Source organism: Mobilicoccus massiliensis, assembly GCF_000826525.2.
GTDB classification, from domain to species: Bacteria; Actinomycetota; Actinomycetes; order Actinomycetales; family Dermatophilaceae; genus Mobilicoccus; species Mobilicoccus massiliensis.
Window position 1 is genome coordinate 386133 of record NZ_LN651329.1, and the last position, 16856, is coordinate 402988.

14 protein-coding genes are annotated in these 16856 nt (G+C 71.0%); all 14 read left to right on the forward strand.

What is annotated here, in order from left to right; all coding sequences use genetic code 11:
* Nucleotides 1–111: 111 nt before the first annotated feature.
* The 14 genes from ftsW (at nucleotide 112) to dnaE (ending at nucleotide 16819) form a co-directional block, all read left to right on the forward strand.
* Nucleotides 112–1455, forward strand: coding sequence for a putative lipid II flippase FtsW (gene ftsW, locus BN1197_RS09565; protein WP_082043760.1), 1344 nt, complete (start codon nucleotides 112–114; stop codon nucleotides 1453–1455).
* Nucleotides 1455–2534 carry an undecaprenyldiphospho-muramoylpentapeptide beta-N-acetylglucosaminyltransferase gene (murG, locus tag BN1197_RS09570; RefSeq protein WP_040158706.1) on the forward strand — a complete coding sequence of 360 codons (1080 nt, stop codon included), beginning with the start codon at nucleotides 1455–1457 and terminating at the stop codon, nucleotides 2532–2534. The genes ftsW and murG overlap by 1 nt, the downstream gene beginning before the upstream one ends.
* Nucleotides 2535–2632: 98 nt before the next feature.
* Nucleotides 2633–4069 carry a UDP-N-acetylmuramate--L-alanine ligase gene (gene murC / locus BN1197_RS09575; protein WP_245851879.1) on the forward strand — a complete coding sequence of 479 codons (1437 nt, stop codon included), beginning with the start codon at nucleotides 2633–2635 and terminating at the stop codon, nucleotides 4067–4069.
* On the forward strand, nucleotides 4066–5019 hold the full coding sequence (locus BN1197_RS09580) for a cell division protein FtsQ/DivIB (protein WP_040158709.1): 954 nt from the start codon (nucleotides 4066–4068) through the stop codon (nucleotides 5017–5019). Before murC ends, BN1197_RS09580 begins: the two co-directional genes overlap by 4 nt.
* Before the next feature lie 209 nt (nucleotides 5020–5228).
* Nucleotides 5229–6596, forward strand: a complete 1368-nt coding sequence (gene ftsZ / locus BN1197_RS09585; RefSeq protein ID WP_040158711.1) for a cell division protein FtsZ — start codon at nucleotides 5229–5231, stop codon at nucleotides 6594–6596.
* Between the two features lie 32 nt (nucleotides 6597–6628).
* Nucleotides 6629–7381 (forward strand): purine nucleoside phosphorylase YfiH/LACC1 family protein, encoded by a 753-nt coding sequence (locus BN1197_RS09590; RefSeq protein ID WP_315969808.1) that lies wholly within the window; start codon nucleotides 6629–6631, stop codon nucleotides 7379–7381.
* Entirely contained in the window at nucleotides 7378–8079 is a 702-nt protein-coding gene (locus BN1197_RS09595) for a YggS family pyridoxal phosphate-dependent enzyme (protein ID WP_040159042.1), read from the forward strand. Before BN1197_RS09590 ends, BN1197_RS09595 begins: the two co-directional genes overlap by 4 nt.
* A 111-nt stretch (nucleotides 8080–8190) precedes the next feature.
* The gene (locus BN1197_RS09600) at nucleotides 8191–8871 is read left to right on the forward strand and encodes a cell division protein SepF (RefSeq protein WP_040158716.1); all 681 of its coding nucleotides are present in this window, start codon (nucleotides 8191–8193) and stop codon (nucleotides 8869–8871) included.
* Between the two features lie 21 nt (nucleotides 8872–8892).
* Nucleotides 8893–9192 (forward strand): YggT family protein, encoded by a 300-nt coding sequence (locus BN1197_RS09605; protein WP_040158718.1) that lies wholly within the window; start codon nucleotides 8893–8895, stop codon nucleotides 9190–9192.
* 168 nt (nucleotides 9193–9360) lie between these two features.
* The gene (locus tag BN1197_RS17965; protein ID WP_040158721.1) at nucleotides 9361–10413 is read left to right on the forward strand and encodes a DivIVA domain-containing protein; all 1053 of its coding nucleotides are present in this window, start codon (nucleotides 9361–9363) and stop codon (nucleotides 10411–10413) included.
* Nucleotides 10414–10566: 153 nt separating this feature from the next.
* Nucleotides 10567–11295: a signal peptidase II gene (lspA, locus tag BN1197_RS09615; protein WP_245851872.1), complete on the forward strand. Its 729-nt coding sequence runs from the start codon at nucleotides 10567–10569 to the stop codon at nucleotides 11293–11295.
* The gene (locus tag BN1197_RS09620; protein ID WP_040158723.1) at nucleotides 11288–12220 is read left to right on the forward strand and encodes an RluA family pseudouridine synthase; all 933 of its coding nucleotides are present in this window, start codon (nucleotides 11288–11290) and stop codon (nucleotides 12218–12220) included. The genes lspA and BN1197_RS09620 overlap by 8 nt, the downstream gene beginning before the upstream one ends.
* Nucleotides 12221–12459: 239 nt before the next feature.
* Complete coding sequence (locus BN1197_RS09625; protein WP_245851873.1) at nucleotides 12460–12930, forward strand: DUF309 domain-containing protein; 471 nt, start codon at nucleotides 12460–12462, stop codon at nucleotides 12928–12930.
* A gap of 292 nt (nucleotides 12931–13222) precedes the next feature.
* The gene (dnaE, locus tag BN1197_RS09630) at nucleotides 13223–16819 is read left to right on the forward strand and encodes a DNA polymerase III subunit alpha (RefSeq protein WP_040158726.1); all 3597 of its coding nucleotides are present in this window, start codon (nucleotides 13223–13225) and stop codon (nucleotides 16817–16819) included.
* Nucleotides 16820–16856: the final 37 nt, after the last annotated feature.

Sequence of the window (16856 nt, forward strand, 5' to 3'; positions counted from 1 at the left end):
CACCACCCACCCCACGACGAGCGACGAACGCCGACCACGACCCAGAACCCACGACACGGAACCCACGACCCAGGACCCGAACTCGCGCGACGAGAGGAGAGGAGGCGAGCGATGAGCACCGCCACACGCCGGCCGTCGACGGCCTCGCGCCCCGGCGACGAGGGGGGAGCGCCTCCGGAGGCCCACCCGTTCTGGGCCCGGCTGGAATCCCCGCTGTCCACGTACTACCTGCTCATCGCGGTCGTCTCGAGTCTCACGCTCATCGGGCTGGTCGTCGTGCTCTCCGCGTCGTCGGTCGCCTCGCTCGTGCAGGACGACTCGCCGTACAGCCTGTTCGGCCGGCAGGCGATGTTCGCCGTCCTCGGCACGATCGGCGCCGTCGTCGCGAGCCGCATCCCGGTGCCGTTGTGGAAGCGGTTGGCCCTGCCCGCGTTCGTCATCGCCGTGCTGCTCCAGCTCCTCGTCTTCGTGCCCGGCCTCGGCGTCACGGTCAACGGCAACCGCAACTGGGTCTCCCTCGCAGGGGTGCGCCTGCAGCCCTCCGAACTCGGCAAGTTCGCCCTCGTGCTCTGCTGCGCCCTCGGCCTGGCCACCAAACGCCGGCGGCTGCACCAGTGGCAGCACGTCGTCGTGCCCGCGCTCGTGCCGTTCGGGGCCGTCATCGTCGGCCTCGTGCTGCTCGGCCGCGATCTCGGCACCTCGCTCATCCTGCTCGCGATCATCGCGGGCATGCTGTGGGCGGCCGGGGTCTCGTGGAAGCTGTTCGCCGCGGCCGGTGGCCTGGGCGCCGGCCTCGTCGCCCTCATGGTGCTCCTCAGCGGCAACCGCATGGACCGCATCGACCAGTGGCTCAACTGCACCGACGTCCACCAGTGTTGGCAGACCCGGCACGGCCAGTTCGCCCTCGCCGACGGCGGCCTCGTCGGTCGCGGCCTCGGGGCCAGTGTCGAGAAGTGGTTGTGGCTGCCCGAACCGCACAACGACTTCATCTTCGCGATCATCGGCGAAGAGCTCGGGCTCGGCGGGACCCTGCTCATCCTCGTGCTCTACGCCCTGCTGGCCGTCGCCTGCTACCGCGTGGTCCTGCGCGCCGACGACCAGTTCGTGCGCCTCGCGACGACCGGCGTCATGGTGTGGATCCTCATCCAGGCGATGATCAACATCGGCTCGGTCATCGGACTGCTGCCCGTCATCGGCGTTCCGCTGCCGCTCGTCTCCGCAGGCGGGTCGGCGCTCGTCACCAACCTTGCGGCCCTCGGCATGGTCATCGCGTTCGCGCGTCATGAGCCGGCATGCAGGCGGGCCCTCGCGTCTCGTCCGGGCCGGTGGGGTCGGGCCGTGCAGGGGCTGCGTAAGCGGCGCTCGGCACCGAAGAACCCGCAGGCGAAGAAAGTCGGCCGTCAGGGCTCGCCGGCCAGGGCCGTCACCTCGATCGACAAGCGAAAGGGGCGCTGATGCGTTCCGTCGTCCTCGCCGGAGGGGGATCGGCGGGCCACGTCTCGCCGTTGCTCGCCCTCGCCGACTGCCTGCGCCGCCGCCATCCTCAGGTCGCGATCACCGCACTCGGAACGGCCACCGGCCTGGAGTCCCGGCTGGTTCCCGCCCGGGGATACCCGCTGGCCACCCTGCCCAAGGTCGTCTTCCCGCGTCGCCCCGGAGCCGACGTGCTCCGCCTGCCCGGGCGCCTCGCGGAGGCCGTGCGCGCCGCCGACCGCGTGGTGCGCGACACCGACGTCGTCGTCGGGTTCGGAGGCTACGTCGCGAGCCCCGCCTACCTCGCCGCTCGTCGTCGCCGCGTGCCGATCGTCGTCCACGAGCAGAACGCCCGCCCGGGGCTCGCCAACAAGCTGGGCGGTCGGCTCACCTCGCACGTCGGCGTGACCTTTCCGCACACGCCGCTGCCGCACGCCACGGTCGTCGGCATGCCCCTGCGCCGAGAGATCGCCGACCTCGACCGCGCCGCGCTGCGCGCCGAGGCCCTCGCGCACTACGGTCTCGAGGCCGACAGGCCCACGCTGCTCGTGACGGGCGGATCGCTCGGCGCCAAACGTCTCAACGACGCGTTCGGAGCCGCGGCCCAACGCATCCGCGCCGCGGGCATCCAGACGATCCACCTGTGCGGCCGGGGCAAGGAGTTCGACGCGCCCACGGGCCCCGGCCCCGCCTATGTCGTTCGCGAGTACGCCGACCGCATGGAACTCGCCTACGCCGCCGCCGACCTCGTCGTCGCCCGCTCGGGTGCGAACACGGTGTGCGAGCTCACGGCGGTCGGACTGCCGGCAGTGTTCGTGCCGCTGCCGATCGGCAACGGCGAACAGCGTGTCAACGCGGCCGAGGTGGTGGCCGCCGGTGGTGCCGAGCTCGTCGACGACGCCGAGCTCACCGCCGAGCGCGCCCTCTCGGAGGTCGTGCCGCTGCTCACCGATCCGGAGACCCTCTCGGCCATGGCGGCGGCATCGGCCTCGTGCGGGCAACGCGATGCCGACGAGTTGCTGGCCGACCTCGTCGAGACCGCCGGAGGTCGGCGCCCGTGAGCGACCTGCCCTTCACCACGCGGTTCGACCTCGCCGCGGAGGTGCCGCCTGCGACGGAGCTCGGCCGCGTCCACGTCCTCGCCGCCGGCGGTGCCGGGATGTCGGCGATCGTCCGCCTGCTGCTCGACGCCGGGGTGCAGGTCAGCGGGTCGGACGCCAACGACGTGCCCGTACTGGAGTCGCTGCGCGCGCAGGGGGCGACGATTCACGTCGGCCACGACCCGGCGCACGTCGCGGGTGCCGACACGGTCGTCGTCTCCTCGGCCGTGCGGGAGGACAACGTCGAGCTCGCAGCGGCTCGCGCGGCCGGCCTGCGTGTGCTCCACCGATCCCAGGCCCTCGCCAGTCTCATGAGCGGGCACGTCAGGGTGGCCGTGGCGGGCGCCAACGGCAAGACCACGACGACGGCCATGCTCACCTCGGCCCTGCTCGAGGCGAGCCTCGACCCCGGTTTCGCCGTGGGCGGCGAGCTCATGGGGCTCGGAGTCAACGCGCGTCTCGGCACGGGGGAGGCGTTCGTCGTCGAGGCGGACGAGAGCGACGGCACGTTCCTCGCCTATCGCCCCGACGTCGCGGTCGTCACCAACGTCCAGCCCGACCACCTCGACTTCTACGGCTCGTTCGACGCCGTGCAGGCGGCCTACGCGTTGTTCACCGAGAGTGTCGGCACGAGTTCGCAGCCGGGCTCGTCGGTCGAGGGGCTGCTCGTCACCTGCGCCGACGACGACGGTGCCTGGCGGCTGGCCTGCGCCCGACGCGACGCCGGCGCCCGGGTGCTCACGTACGGCACCGACGCGCGCGCCGACGTGCGCCTCGTCGACGTCGTCGGTGACGGCCTCACCGGCCGGGCCCGGCTCGTCGCCGACACGGAGGCGTTCCCCGAGCTCGCCACCCTCGACGGTCGGGAGCTCGAGGTCTCGCTGCCCGGCCTGCACAACCTCCTCGACGGCGCGGCGGCCCTCGTCGCGGCGTGCATCGGACTCGGCGCCGAGCCCGACCATGCCCTCGCCGGGCTCGCCGGCTACCGCGGCACCCGCCGCCGGTTCGAGGCCAAGGGCGAGGCCGGGGGAGTGCGCGTCGTCGACGACTACGCCCACAACCCGGCCAAGGTGGCGGCCGTCGTCGAGGCCGGTCGCCAGGTGTGCGCGCCCGGACGGCTCGTCGTCTGCTTCCAGCCCCACCTGTTCAGCCGGACGCGCGACTTCGCCGATCGCTTCGCCGCCGCGCTGGCCGGGGCGGACGTCGTCGTGCTGCTCGACGTCTACGGCGCGCGAGAAGATCCGATCCCCGGCGTGAGCTCGCTGCTCGTCTCCGATGCGCTTCGCGCTCTCGCCCCGCATGTGCCGGTCCACGACGTCGTCGGGCTCGACGCGGCGGTCGAGACGCTCGCCGACCTCGCCGTACCCGGGGACCTCGTCCTCACGGTCGGGGCGGGGTCGGTCACCTCGGTCGGTCCGCGCCTGCTCGCGATGCTGGACGCGCGGGTCCACGGAACGGGCCGCCCCGAGACGCGCGAGGAGTCGGCGGCCGGATGAGAACGCGTTCGGGATCCACCGCCCGCCGCCTCGACCTCACCTGGACGGTGAGACATGGGCGGAGGCGCGCCCTCCTCGTCGGCGTGGGGGCCGTGCTCGTCGTCGCCGTCGCCCTCGCGGCGCTCCTGTGGTTCGCCCCGTTCCTGCGCGTCACCGACGTCGAGTACCGGACGACTCCGGCGCGACTGGGCGCACTGAAGAGCGCGGCCGTGGTGACCAAGGGTCAACCTCTGGTCCAGGTCGACACGGCCGGCATCCGCGACGACGTCCTCGCGACCCGTTTGTTCAGCGCGGTCTCGGTCTCGCGGTCCTGGCCCTCGACCCTCGTCGTCGACGCCACGCCGCGCACGCCCGTCGTCGCGGTCACGGCGCCGGGCACCGCGGGCGTCCGCCTCGTCGACGCCCAGGGGGTGGCGTACGAGAGCGTGCCCTCCGCCCCCGACGACGTCGTCGCCGCCTCCTGCGAGGGGCCGGCCGACGCGAGCGTCCTGCACTCGCTCGCGACCGTCGTCACCAGCCTGCCCGCCGATCTGCGCACGCAGGCGCGGGACATCGTCGTCGACCGCCTCGGCACGATCCGCATGGTCGTCTCGGGGGTGGAGGTGACCTGGGGCGATGCGAGCGACAGCCGCCTCAAGACCGCCGTCGTGCGCGATCTCGTCGATCGCGCGAACGTCGTCCGGATCGACGTCTCGGTGCCCACCGAACCGGTGACGTCCGCCGAGCGCAGCGCGTCCCCGAGCGGGACGGCATCGGCCGGCTCGTCGGGGCCCTCCACGGCCGATTCGCCGACCCCGGGCCCGCGACAGAACGCCCGAAGCGGCAGCCCGTCGTCGGCGGAGCCGGATCGGACGTCGTCGCCTTCCTCGGGTGCGCCGGCCCGTCGGACACCGTCCGCGTCTGCCACCCAGGGGCCCGATTCGACCGTCACCCCCGCTCGACGTCAATGAGAGGTCAAGGGTTGGGAAAGTCGAGTGGGGATGGCAGGGTGTTCTGTCGACCGTCCATTACGATGGGCGCGGACCGCAGTAATACCGCTGCGACTCGCCGCAAATCGGCGCGTCAAGGGATGACTGCGTCCGACCTCATATCGTGGACCCGGCACGCCCGTGTCACCGTCCCGCGCGACCGATAGATCGTCTTCAGGAGAGGCCCCGCCGTGGCAGCACCGCAGAACTACTTGGCCGTCATCAAGGTCGTCGGCATCGGCGGCGGCGGTGTCAACGCCATCAATCGGATGATCGAGGTGGGCCTCAAGGGCGTCGAGTTCATCGCCATCAACACCGACGCGCAGGCGCTGCTCATGAGCGACGCCGACCTCAAGCTCGACGTGGGCCGCGAGCTCACCCGCGGCCTCGGCGCCGGCGCCGACCCCGAGGTGGGCAAGAAGGCCGCCGAGGACCACGCGGAGGAGATCGAGGAGGCGCTCAAGGGCGCCGACATGGTCTTCGTCACCGCCGGCGAGGGTGGTGGCACCGGTACCGGTGGCGCGCCGGTCGTCGCCAAGATCGCCAAGTCGCTCGGCGCACTGACCATCGGCGTCGTCACGCGTCCGTTCACCTTCGAGGGTCGCCGCCGCGCCAACCAGGCCGAGTCCGGCATCGGCGCGCTGCGCGAAGAGGTCGACACGCTCATCGTCATCCCGAACGACCGGCTGCTCTCGATCAGCGACCGCGCGGTCTCGATGCTCGACGCGTTCCGCAGCGCCGACCAGGTGCTCCTCTCGGGTGTCCAGGGCATCACCGACCTCATCACCACGCCCGGTCTCATCAACCTCGACTTCGCCGACGTCAAGTCGGTCATGCAGGGTGCCGGCTCGGCGCTCATGGGCATCGGCTCCGCCCGCGGCGAGGACCGCGCGGTGCAGGCGGCGGAGCTCGCGATCAGCAGCCCGCTGCTCGAGGCGAGCATCGACGGTGCGCACGGCGTGCTGCTGTCGATCCAGGGTGGCAGCGACCTCGGTCTCTTCGAGATCAACGAGGCGGCCCGCCTCGTGCAGGAGGCCGCGCACCCCGAGGCCAACATCATCTTCGGTGCCGTCATCGACGACGCCCTCGGCGACGAGGTGCGCGTCACGGTCATCGCGGCCGGCTTCGACGGCGGCAGCCCCCAGCGGCGCACCGACGAAGGCCGCCAGCAGGCCGGCTCTCAGCAGCGTCCGCCGCAGATGCCGCGTCAGGCCCCGCCGGCCCAGCAGCCCGCGTACGCCCAGCAGCAGGCGCCGTCACACCAGCAGCGTGAGGGCGGGCTCTCGCAGCCGGTCATGCCGCGTCAGGGCCAGGTGCCGCGCCAGCCCGAGCCCCAGCAGGAGCGGCAGCACGTCGCCCCGCAGCACGTGCAGCCGGCAGGCATGCCGCCCGCGCACGAGCCCATGCCGCAGCGTCAGGCACAGCCGCGCCAGCAGCCGGCTCCCCAGCGGGCCCAGCAGGCCGGGCCGCCGCAGCAGCAGCCGCAGGGCGGTCGTCCGCCCCGCACGGTGACCTTCGACGAGGGCGACGACCTCGACGTGCCCGACTTCCTCAAGTAAGGCCCCCCGGATTGTTCGCGTGGCGTGCGCAAGTGGACGCCGGCTCCTCGCCGGACGATCCCTCTGCGCACGCCACTCGTACGTTCGTCGACTGGGGTTTCACTCGGGGTGCGTGTGCCGAGGGCACGTCGACGGGTGACTTCGCGGGCCTCAATCTCGGCGGGCACGTGGGTGATTCGCCGGGGTCCGTGGAGACGAACCGCGTCCGGTTGGCCGAGCGCGTCGGTGTCGATCGATCTCGTCTGTTGTTCATGGAGCAGTGCCACGGCGCCGACGTGGCCGTGGCCTGCGGCCCGTGGGAGGGTGACGCACCGCGCGTCGACGCCCTCGTCACCGCCGTCCCCGGGCTGGCCCTCGGAGTGCTCGTCGCCGACTGCACCCCGGTGCTGCTCGCCGATCCCGACGCCGGCGTCGTGGGTGCGGTGCACGCCGGCCGTCCCGGCCTCGCCGCGGGCGCCGTCGACGCCGCCGTCGAGGCGGCCCGCGATCTCGGAGCTCGGACGCTGCGCGCCGCCGTGGGCCCGAGCGTCTGCGGCCGGTGTTACGAGGTGCCCGACGCGATGCGAACCGAGGTCTCCGCGTCGCACCCGGTGAGTGCCACCGTCTCGTGGACCGGGACACCCGCGCTCGACGTCGCGGCCGGGGTCGTCGCGCGCCTCGCCGCCCTCGATGTCGCGGTGACGTGGGTCCCCGGATGCACCCGCGAGGACCCCGCGCTCTACAGCTACCGACGTTCGGCGCGCACCGGGCGGTTCGCGGGCGTCGTCTCGATGTGGTCGCGATGAGCGCGCCGGCATCGGAGGGTCGCCGCGCCGAGCTGGCGGAGGCGCTCGCTCGAACCCGCGAACGCATCGCCGCCACCGGCACGCACCCGACGCTCGTCGTCGTCACCAAGTTCTTCCCGGCCGCCGACGCTGCCGCCCTCGTCGACCTCGGCGTCACCGACATCGGCGAGAACCGCGACCAGGAGGCCGCCGCGAAGGTGACCGAGCTCGAGGAGTGCGAACACCGCCCCGAACGCGTCCACTTCATCGGTCAGCTCCAGAGCAACAAGGCCGCTTCGGTCGCGAGGTACGCCGACGTCGTCCAGTCCGTCGACCGGGTCAAGATCGTCACCGCGCTCGAGAAGGGGGCGCGCGCCGCCGATCGTCGTCTCGACGTGCTCCTGCAGATCGATCTCGAGGCCGACAGTCACGGCCGCGGTGGGGTGCAGCCCGCCGACCTGCCCGCCCTCGCCGAGCGCGTCGCCGGCAGTGACGTGCTCGATCTGCGCGGGGTCATGGCGGTCGCGCCCCTGGGGGAGGACCCCGAAGCGGCCTTCGCGCGCTTGGCCGACCTGCACGAGCGCCTGCTGCGCGACCACCCGGACGCGTCGTGGCGCTCGGCGGGCATGAGTGGGGATCTCGAGACGGCGTTGGCCCACGGCGCGACTCACGTGCGTGTCGGTTCGGCAATCCTGGGCGCCCGCCCACTTGCCCGCTAGCGTGTCCTCAGACGTCCACGTCTTCGCCGGTGTGTCCAACTGCGGTCGTGGGGCGTCCTCGACAGCGAGAACGCGAGAGCACACGAGAGCACGGTAGGTGGGAGCACACTGATGGCGGGAGCACTGCGCAAGGCCTGGGTCTACCTCGGTCTGGCCGACGAGGACGACCGCGAGGTGCGCTACGAGGAGGAGTACGACGAGCGCGAGGTCCCGCGCCGCCGTTCCGAGCCCATCGACGAGTACGACGCGGAGCCGGTGCGCGCCGAGCGTTCCGAACGTCGCGACCACGACCGCCACGAGCCCGTCCGTGAGATGCGCGAGGAGCGCCGTTCGGCAGGCCGTGACGACGACTCCGAGACCGGTACCGTGATCCCCGCGCCCTCGGCGCGCGAGCGTCGCGGATCCACCGTGGCTCTCGCGCCGGTCGAGGAGCGCCGTGGGGCGGAGGTCACTCCGTTCCCGCGTCGAACCCCGGTCAGTGAGGTCGTGAAGGACGTGGATGTGTCGGGTGTGCACCGGATCTGCACGATCCACCCCAGGACGTACAACGAGGCCAAGCGGATCGGCGAGACCTTCCGTGAGGGCACCCCGGTGATCATGAACCTCAGCGACCTCGACGACGCCGACGCCAAGCGCCTCGTCGACTTCGCCGCCGGTCTCGTCTTCGGGCTTCAGGGCACCATCGAGCGGGTCACGAACAAGGTGTTCCTGCTCTCGCCGGTCAACCTCGAGGTCACCTCCAGCGACGGTGAGGCCGCTCGCGCGCGCCGCGGGCTGTTCAACCAGAGCTGACGCACGGGCGATACTCGTCTCATGCAGCTGCTGTTCTCACTCCTGGCGACCCTGCTCAACTTCTACCTCGTCGTGCTCATCATCCGCCTCGTCATCGACTGGATCCAGGTCTTCGCCCGGGACTGGCGTCCGCGGGGCATCGTCCTGGTGTTCGTCGAGGCGATCTACACCCTCACCGACCCGCCGTTGAAGGCGTTGCGGCGCATCATCCCGCCGCTGCGGCTCGGCAACATCGCCCTCGACCTCGGGTTCATCGTGCTCTTCCTCGCGGTGTCGTTCCTCGGTTCCTTGGCGACGCGGCTGTCCTACACCATGGCCTGAGGCGGCCTCCCGCCGCGTTCCGACGGGCGCACAGCCGGGCGTCCGACCTGGACGCGTGTTCGTGAATGGCCCTCCCACCTGCGAATTCTTGGTGGAACCGGACTCGGCGGATCGCCGTGGTTCCGTTACTCTGATAACGGATACACCGGCGCGACAAAAGGGTTCGACATGGCTCTCACTCCTGAGGACGTCCTGAACAAGCACTTCACCGCGACTCAGTTCAGGCGTGGTTACGACGAGCAGGAGGTCGATGACTTCCTCGACGAGGTCGTCGTCGAACTGCGTCGTCTGGCGGGTGAGAACAGCGACCTGCGCCGCAAGGCGGGCGCGGCGGGCGGCTCCGCCGGCGTCGTGGACGCGCAGGCCGTCGCCGAGGCGGAGAAGGCCGAGAAGGAGGCCCAGCAGCGCATCGAGGCCGCACTCGCCCGCGCCCAGCAGGCCGAGCAGGAGGCGCAGGCTCGCATCGCCGAGGCCGAGCGGGCCGAGAAGGAGGCCAGGGAGAAGGCCGCGGCGGCATCGGTCGAATCGTCGGAGCCGTCCGAATCCTCCGAGTCGACAGAAGGTGCAGCGGCGACCGCCGAGCAGGCGCCGTCCGCGGCCGCGCAGGGTCAGGACGCCGCGGGTGTCATCGCGCTGGCGCAGCGGGTGCACGACGAGTACGTCGACCAGGGTCGCCAGGAGCACGACCGCCTCGTCGACGAGGGCACCCAGGAGCGCGACCGCCTCTTCGAGGAGGGCCGCGTCAAGCACACCGAGCTCATCGAGACGGGCCAGGCGCGCCACGACGAGCTCGTCGAGACCGGGCAGGCGCGGCATGACGAACTCGTGCGCACGGGCCAGGCCGAGCACGACCGCCTCGTGACCTCCGGGCGCGACGAGCACGAGCGGCTCGTCACCACCGCGCAGCAGACCTCGACCCAGCTCGTCGGCGAGGCCGAGTCGCGCCGCAAGGAGGTGCTCGCCGATCTCGAGCGTCGTCGCAGCGCCTACGACACGAAGATCTCCGAGCTCTCGCAGTACGAAGGTGAGTACCGCACCCGGCTCACGTCGTTCATCGAGACCCACCTGCGGCGTCTCGGCGAGGACGGCGAGGTGCGGCCGGGCGAGCTGCCCGACGCTGCGCTCGAGGTCGACGGACACGACGATGACCGCGCCGCCGAGAACGTCGCGGAGAACGAAGAGTCCGAGGGCGAGTCCCGGGAGGCCCACGCGCACGCGTGACGCACGGCCCGGGTTCGCGGTCCAGGTCCAGCACGCCTGCGTCGTGCGGGTGTCGGGCCCGCCTCTGGCCGGCCCGGCACCACGGCTGCCACTCGAGCGCTCGCGGCGCGCGCTGGGCCGGCCCGCCGACGGCAGCTACGGTGTGTGCGAACGGTGCGACGAGCCCACCTGCCCGTCGCGCCCGCAGGCCCTTCCCCGCGCCACGCCGTGCGTGACGTCCAAGCAGAAGACGGAGCGTCGCCGATTTCCGCCACATCCACCGCCCGAGCCCCGCGACTGACGGGCGTCCTGCTCCTCATCGCGGCCCTCGTCTGGGCTGCCGACCAGCTCACCAAGCAGTGGGCGCTCGCCCGTTTCGTCCAGGGCGAGGCCGAGCCGTTCATCGGGCGGCTGTTGCAGTTCACGCTCGTCTTCAACCCGGGTGCGGCGTTTTCGCTGGGCACGGCGTTCACCCCGGTCCTCACGGTCATCATGGCGAGCATCGCGGTCGCCATCCTCGTCGCGGCAACCCGAGTCCGGTCGGCCTGGTGGGCCGTCTCGCTCGGGTTCCTCCTCGGCGGAGCGCTCGGAAACCTCACCGACCGGCTCGCCCGGCCGCCGGGCTTCGCGCACGGGCACGTCGTCGACTTCCTCATGTTGCCGAACTTTCCGGTGTTCAACGTCGCCGACTCGTTCATCACCACCGCGGCGGTCTGCATCTTCGTCGCGGCTCTGCGGGACATCCCGCTCTCGGGTCCCCGCGCCGGCGCCACCGTCGATGCGGACGACGCCGAGGCGGGGGAGGACCCCGGGCCGGTCGGCGAGGTGGGCGCCGGTGGGCGTGAGGGCGGCCGCGAGCGGCCACGTTCCGGGGTGAGTGACGACGGGATGACCCGTGGCTGACGTGCGCACGATGCCGGTGCCCGACGGTCTGGCCGGGGAGCGCGTCGACGCGGCCCTCGCGCGGCTGTTCGGGGTGTCGCGCACGAAGGCGGCCGATCTCGCGTCGGCAGGTGACGTGCTGGTCGACGGGCGCGTCGTCGGCAAGTCCGACCGCCTCAGCAGTGGCTCGGTGCTCGAGGTGAGCCTGCCCGACCCCGACGCGCCGACCGGGCTCGAGGTCGTCGCCGAACCCGTCCCGGGCATGCGGATCGTCCACGACGACGACGACATCGTGGTCGTCGACAAGCCGGTCGGGGTCGCGGCCCACCCGAGCGTGGGCTGGAGCGGGCCGACCGTCGTCGGGGGACTCGCCGCCGCGGGCTACCGCATCTCCACCTCGGGGGCGAGCGAACGGCAGGGCATCGTCAGCAGGCTCGACGTCGGCACGAGCGGGCTCATGGTCGTGGCCAAGAGCGAGTACGCCTACATGATGCTCAAGCGCGCCTTTCGCAACCGTGAGGTCGACAAGACGTACCACACGCTCGTGCAGGGCCTGCCCGATCCGGTGGTGGGCACGATCGACGCCCCCATCGGCCGGCATCCGGGGTACGACTTCAAGTTCGCGGTGATGAGCTCGGGCAAACCGAGCATCACGCACTACGAGGTCATCGAGGCGTTCCGAGGCGCGAGCCTGCTCGAGGTCAAACTCGAGACCGGCCGGACCCATCAGATCCGCGTCCACATGGCCGCGCTCCGACACCCCTGCGCCGGCGATCCGCAGTACGGCGGCGATCCCGTGCTCGCCGCTCGTCTCGGCCTCGACCGGCAGTGGCTCCACGCGGTCGGGCTCGGCCTCGTCCACCCCGGCTCGGGGGAGTACGTGACGTTCGAGAGCACCTACCCCGACGACCTCCAGCACGCCCTCGACGTCCTCTCCCAGGGCTGATCCCCCGCTCAAACAGGCGTTTCCACCGGGTTCGCGGCGGTGGAAACGCCTGTCCGAGCGTGATTTCAGGGCGTTCGGTCGAGAAGCGGGCGCAGGAGAGTGGCGAGGTCGCCCGCCTTCCCGCCCCCCGTGACGTCGAGCGCCTCCTGACAGATGAGCCGAGCGCTGGTGAGGTGTGCGCACGTCGTGCCTGAGAGAGACTCGGGGCACGGACGATCGCGGTGAAGGAGGCTGACGCGATGAACGAGGACATGAGCGCAGAGGACCGCCAGAGTTCCCAGAATCCACGCGATCGGGACGTCGAGGGCCGGGCACGGCAGGCCCGGCCCCGGGACGCGCTGGGACGGCCGCTGCCGTACAGTGCGCGTGGCGTGGAGCCGGTGTCGGAGGAACCGCTACCACCGGCCGAGACCATCGCCACGGCGAAGGCGCTCATCGAGGCCGGGCGACCGTTCTCGGCGCACGAGATCTACGAGACGCGATGGAAGTCCTGCCCCGCCGCGGAGCGGGAGCTGTGGCAGGGAATGGCGCAACTGTGCGTCGCCGTCACCCACGCGATGCGGGGCAACCAGCGGGGAGGTCTGCGGCTGCTCGAACGCGGCTCCGGGCGCCTGGGCCGGTATGCCGAGGGCGACGGCCCCACCTACGGTCTCGACCTCGGGGCCGAGACTGCCTGGGCGCGAGGCATCGTCGAGCATCCGTCCTCATGACGCTCGCGCGTCGTGCTCCGGCCTCCTCATCACGCCGTCGCATCTGTGCAGGGCCTCGGTACTCGAGACACGCCGTATGCGGCCTGCACACAGCGCCCAAGCCGGGCCGGGATGACGTGAGGCGTGCTCACCTGACGCATGACGTGCACGGATACCGGGAGTCCACCGCCCCCGCCTCGCCCGACGTCGCGGCCTTCTGAGACCCCGCTCATGTCCGCGCCACGCCCGGGGTCCAGGACCTCCGAGGCGGCGCCGGAGGCTTGTCGGTGGGCGGTCGTAGGATGCCGGGACGATGAGTGAGAACAGCCCCGCCGCAGCCGACAGCTTCGTCCACCTTCACTGCCACACCGAGTACTCGATGCTCGACGGTGCGGCGCGTATCGACGACCTCTTCAGCGAGGCCGCGCGCATGGGCATGCCGGCGGTCGCGACCACCGACCACGGGTCGATCTTCGGGGCGTACGAGTTCTGGAAGAAGGGGCAGAAGCACGGGGTCAAGCCCATCATCGGCATCGAGGGCTACCTCACGCCCGGCACGCACCGCAGCGACAAGACGCGGGTCAAGTACGGCGACGGTGGCCGCGACGACGTCTCCGGCTCGGGTGCGTACACGCACATGACGCTGCTGGCGGAGAACACCCCCGGCATGCACAACCTGTTCCGGCTGTGTTCGCTCGCCTCGCTGGAGGGCTACTACTTCAAGCCGCGTATGGACCGCGAGCTGCTCGAGACCTACGGCAAGGGCATCATCGCGACCACGGGCTGCCCCTCGGGCGAGATCCAGACCCGGCTCCGACTCGGGCAGTACGACAAGGCCATCCAGGCGGCGAGCGACTTCCGCGACATCTTCGGGCCCGAGAACTTCTACTGCGAACTCATGGACCACGGCCTCGACATCGAGCGCCGCATCCAGAAGGACCTGCTGCGTCTCGCTCGCGAGCTCAAGCTGCCGCTCGTGGCCACCAACGACCTCCACTACACGAGGCCGGAGGACGCGACCGCCCACGCCGCGTTGCTGTGCGTGCAGTCGGGCTCGACCCTCATGGATCCGGGCCGGTTCAAGTTCGACGCCGACGACTTCTACCTCAAGACCCCGCAGCAGATGCGTCACCTCTGGCGTGAGCTGCCTGAGGCCTGCGACAACACCCTGCTCATCGCCGAGCGGTGCAACGTCGAGTTCGTCGAGGGCGAGGGCCGGTACATGCCGCGGTTCCCCTGCCCGCCGGGGGAGGACGAGACGAGCTGGTTCCTCAAGGAGGTCGAGACCGGCCTGCACCACCGGTTCCCCGACGGCGTGCCCGACTACGCGCGCAAGCAGGCCGAGTACGAGTCCGAGGTCATCATCGGCAAGGGCTACCCCGGCTACTTCCTCGTCGTCGCGGACTTCATCAACTGGGCCAAGTCCCAGGGCATCCGCGTGGGGCCGGGTCGTGGCTCGGGTGCGGGATCGATGTGCGCGTACGCGATGCGCATCACCGACCTCGACCCCATCCCGCACGGCCTCATCTTCGAGCGGTTCCTCAACCCCGAGCGCAAGTCGATGCCCGACTTCGACGTCGACTTCGACGAGCGTCGGCGCGGCGAGGTCATCAAGTACGTCACCGAGAAGTACGGCGAGGAGCGCGTCGCGCAGATCGTCACGTACGGCACGATCAAGGCCAAGCAGGCCCTCAAGGACGCCTCCCGCGTCATGGGATTCCCCTTCGCCATGGGCGAGAAGCTCACCAAGGCGATGCCGCCCGACGTCATGGGCAAGGGCATCCCGCTGTCGGGCGTCTTCGACCCCGAGCACAAGCGGTACGCCGAGGCGGCGGAGTTCCGCGCCATGCACGACGAGGATCCGCAGGCGCAGGAGATCGTCAAGACCGCGCTCGGTCTCGAGGGCCTCAAGCGGCAGTGGGGAGTGCACGCCGCCGGCGTCATCATGAGCTCCGAGCCGCTCATCGACGTGATCCCGATCATGCGCCGCGAGCAGGACGGGCAGATCATCACGCAGTTCGACTACCCGACGTGCGAGACGCTCGGGCTGGTCAAGATGGACTTCCTCGGGCTGCGCAACCTCACCATCCTCGACGACGCCATCGACAACATCCGCCTCAACCGGGGCGAGGAGATCGACCTCGACGCGCTCTCCAAGGACCTCACCGACGCCAAGACCTACGATCTGCTCGCCCGCGGCGACACCCTCGGCGTCTTCCAGCTCGACGGCGGCGGCATGCGCACCCTGCTGCGGCTCATGCGCCCCGACAACTTCGAGGACATCTCCGCCGCCCTCGCGCTCTACCGCCCGGGCCCGATGGGCGTCGACGCCCACACCAACTTCGCGCTGCGCAAGAACGGCCGTCAGGAGATCATCCCGCTCGACCCGCGGCTCGCGGGCAAGCTCGAGCAGAAGATGATCGACGCGCTCGAGCCCATCCTCGGCACGACCTACGGCCTGGTGATCTACCAGGAACAGGTCATGGAGATCGCGCAGAAGCTCGCGGGTTACAGCCTGGGCAACGCCGACCTGCTCCGCCGCGCGATGGGCAAGAAGAAGCGCGAGGTGCTCGACGCCGAGTTCGTCAACTTCGAGAAGGGCATGCTCGACTCGGGGTTCTCACCGGCCAGCGTCAAGGCGCTGTGGGACGTGCTCGTGCCGTTCTCCGACTACGCGTTCAACAAGGCGCACACGGCCGCGTACGGCCTGGTCTCGTACTGGACGGGATATCTCAAGGCCAACTACCCGGCCGAGTACATGGCGGCGCTGCTCACGAGCGTGGCCGACGACAAGGACAAGTCGGCGCTCTACCTCAACGAGTGCCGTCACATGCGCATCAAGGTGCTGCCACCCGACGTCAACTCCTCGATCGGTCGCTTCGCCGCGGTGGGCGAGGACATCCGGTTCGGTATGGCCGCGATCCGCAACGTCGGTCAGAACGTCGTCGACGCCATCGTCGCGGCGCGCGAGGAGAAGGGGGAGTTCACGAGCTTCTCCGACTTCCTCTCCAAGGTGCCGGCCGTGGTCTGCAACAAGCGCACGATCGAATCCCTCATCAAGGCCGGTGCGTTCGACGCCCTCGGCCACCCCCGCGGTGGTCTCGTGCGGGTCCACGAGAGCTACGTCGACGCGCTCGTCGACATCAAGCGCAAGGAGGCCATCGGGCAGGACTCGCTCTTCGGGGCCTTCGGGTTCGGTGATGACGAGGCCGACGACGACGCCACCGGTGGGCTGGACGGGCTGCCGCCGATCCCCACCCAGGAGTGGGACAAGCACACGCTGCTCACCTACGAACGCGAGATGCTCGGCCTCTACGTCAGCGACCACCCGCTGTTCGGCATCGAGCACATCCTCGCCCAGCACAGCGACACCTCCGTGGCCTCGGTCTCGGCCACCCTCGAGGAGGGGGGCCGTGCCGACGGGGCGACGGTGACCATCGCCGGCCTCATCACGGGACTGCAGCTCAAGCGCACGAAGAAGGGCGATCTCTGGGCCATCGTCACGGTGGAGGACCTCGAGGGCGCGGTCGAGTGCCTGTTCTTCCCGAGCACCTACATGACCGTGAGCACGATGCTCTCGACCGACGTCGTCTGTGCCGTGCGCGGACGCATCAACCGCCGCGACGACCAGGTGTCGATCTACGCGCAGGAGCTCACCCTGCCCGACATCTCCGAGGGGCCTCGCGGCCCGGTCGTCCTGTCGATGCCGGCCGCGCGGGCCACCAACGGGCTCGCGACGCGACTCAAGGGCGTGTTGCACGAGCACCCCGGTGCCACCGAGGTGCATCTGCGACTCACCCAGCCTGGGCGCAGCGTGGTGATGAAGCTCGACGACAACCTGCGGGTCACGGCCTCACCGGCCCTGTTCGGCGACCTCAAGGCGCTGCTCGGGGCGTCCTGTCTGGCCTGACGGCCTCTGCTGGACGCACCCGCGCCGGCGCGTCCCG